The sequence below is a fragment of the Nocardia sp. NPDC059236 genome, from assembly GCF_042754085.1.
In the GTDB taxonomy this organism is placed as follows: Bacteria; Actinomycetota; Actinomycetes; order Mycobacteriales; family Mycobacteriaceae; genus Nocardia.
This window is the reverse complement of record NZ_JBHZAF010000065.1, coordinates 1-1,674: the sequence shown is the minus strand read 5'-3', so window position 1 is coordinate 1,674 and position 1,674 is coordinate 1. Positions and strand designations below refer to the sequence as shown.

3 protein-coding genes are annotated in these 1,674 nt (G+C 67.3%); all 3 read left to right on the top strand.

Translation table 11 applies throughout. The features are described from left to right. Positions 1-405 (top strand): hypothetical protein (locus ACFXIV_RS47830; protein WP_379421528.1); only part of this gene is annotated, 405 nt, incomplete at its 5' end. Further along, positions 402-848: a helix-turn-helix domain-containing protein gene (locus ACFXIV_RS47825; protein WP_359241220.1), complete on the top strand. Its 447-nt coding sequence runs from the start codon at positions 402-404 to the stop codon at positions 846-848. The genes ACFXIV_RS47830 and ACFXIV_RS47825, both read left to right, overlap by 4 nt. 266 nt (positions 849-1,114) lie before the next feature. Beyond that, positions 1,115-1,492, top strand: coding sequence for a hypothetical protein (locus ACFXIV_RS47820; RefSeq protein ID WP_379421527.1), 378 nt, complete (start codon positions 1,115-1,117; stop codon positions 1,490-1,492). The last annotated feature ends 182 nt before the right edge of the window (positions 1,493-1,674 follow it).

The window sequence follows — 1,674 nt, the reverse complement described above, 5'->3', positions numbered from 1 at the left end:
GCCTGCCAGAAGGCCGGCGGTCGGATCCCGCTGACACAAGGGGAGATGGCGACGGTCCTGGACGTGTCCCGTACCAAGGTCACGGAGTCGCTGGGGGAGATCATGTCCCACGGCATCGTCTTCCGGGTGAAGCGCGGGGTGTACCAGTTCAATCCGCCCTATGCGTACCGGGTTGCGGAGTTCATCCCGGGGACCGAGGGCATCGAGCCCGAGTATCGTCAGATCGAGCAGCACGAGACCATCAAGAAGATCCGCCAGGACGAGACCTTGCCCAGCCTGGTGCGCTTCCCCTCACTGGAGAAGATGCGGGAAGCCATCGAGGAGCTGCGTCAGCACAGGGCCGACGAACGGGCCCGCCGCCGCCTGGAGCGGGCACAGCAGAAGGAGAAGGAGGCCGGACAGTGAGCGGTCTGCATTTCGCTGCCGTCAACGCGGAGGGGATCGTCGCGGATCTGGACCTGCTGCCGGCGGCCTACCGGGTGCTGCTGAAGATGCGTGCCCACAGCGAGCCGGGCGGCCGGATCGAGATCGATCAGGTCACGCTCGCGCAGATGCTGGGGCTCAGCCGGGCGGCGGTGAACTCCGCGTTGCGGGACCTGGACCTGGCGCAGCTGGTGACCAAGCACAAGCCGGGCATCTACCAGCTCAACCCGATGCTGGCTGCCTACCTCTCCCCCGAGGATGCGATCGCGGCAGTCAAGGCGATGCCCAAGAGCGCACGGCTCAACTCCCCCGGGTTCGCCGAGCGGTACCGGCAGGCGGTTGCGGCCTACCAGGACCAGCTCGCCGAGAAGCGCCGCCGCAAGGACGACGAGAAGCGCCGGCAGGCCCTCAAAGCCGTGTCCTGACGCCGTAGGAAATGGTCCGAGGGCTCACTTGGCCCGTCTGGTGGGAGGGTCTGCTTCAGTCGGGCTCAGGGCTGGTGTCTGGCGAGGGTCACCGGGTGAAGTGCCCGGGCGGCGGCGAGGCAGGGGATGCTCGAGCATGTTCAACACTGGCCGCGGGCGGGTTGCCAAGCCCTCGAAGGTGCGCCGGAGGCTCGGCTACACGCCAGAGGTGCGCGCGGTGCGCCAGGCGGAGGACGAGGTCAACCGGATGTCGTCCAGGCTGGTGGATGCCATGGGCATCCCCGGCACCCCAAGTCACCTCCCTGCCGCCGCCATACCCTGTTCCGGCATCGACCCGGACTTCACCACCTACTACAGAGTGGACCCCCTGGGCGCTGTGGGAAGCGGACGCGGACGGCTTCGACACCGCCATGGACAACCTGCGCACCCGACTGCCCGGCATGGGGTGGCGTATTACCAAGGACGGGCCGATGAACAGCAGGGCCCGCAACCCGGAAATCAAGGCAGTCCACACCACCTCGCGGCACCACGTGGCGATTAGGGCGCTGAAGACACGCTCAGGTGACCTCAAGCCACAGATGGACGTCACCCTCGTCTCACCCTGCTACCAAGCTCCCGAAGGCACCGACCTCTCCCGCGCCTAACAGGAGCCGCCACGCCCACGACAGGTGGGTTGATGCTCCCCAACGACACCCACCACCTCGCCACAGTCATCCGGAACATTGCTGTCGAAGCCGGATGCGGCGACCAGCAGACTCGGCCTCGAAGACCGCGCAGCGCCGCTCGAAGGAGGGCTGCCTCGTGGCGGACATCAACGGCCTGGAGT

Excerpts from the sequence above, each read along its gene's own strand:
- ACFXIV_RS47820 (WP_379421527.1), top strand. The coding sequence starts at position 1,115 with ATGCCATGGGCATCCCCGGCACCCCAAGTCACCTCCCTGCCGCCGCCA.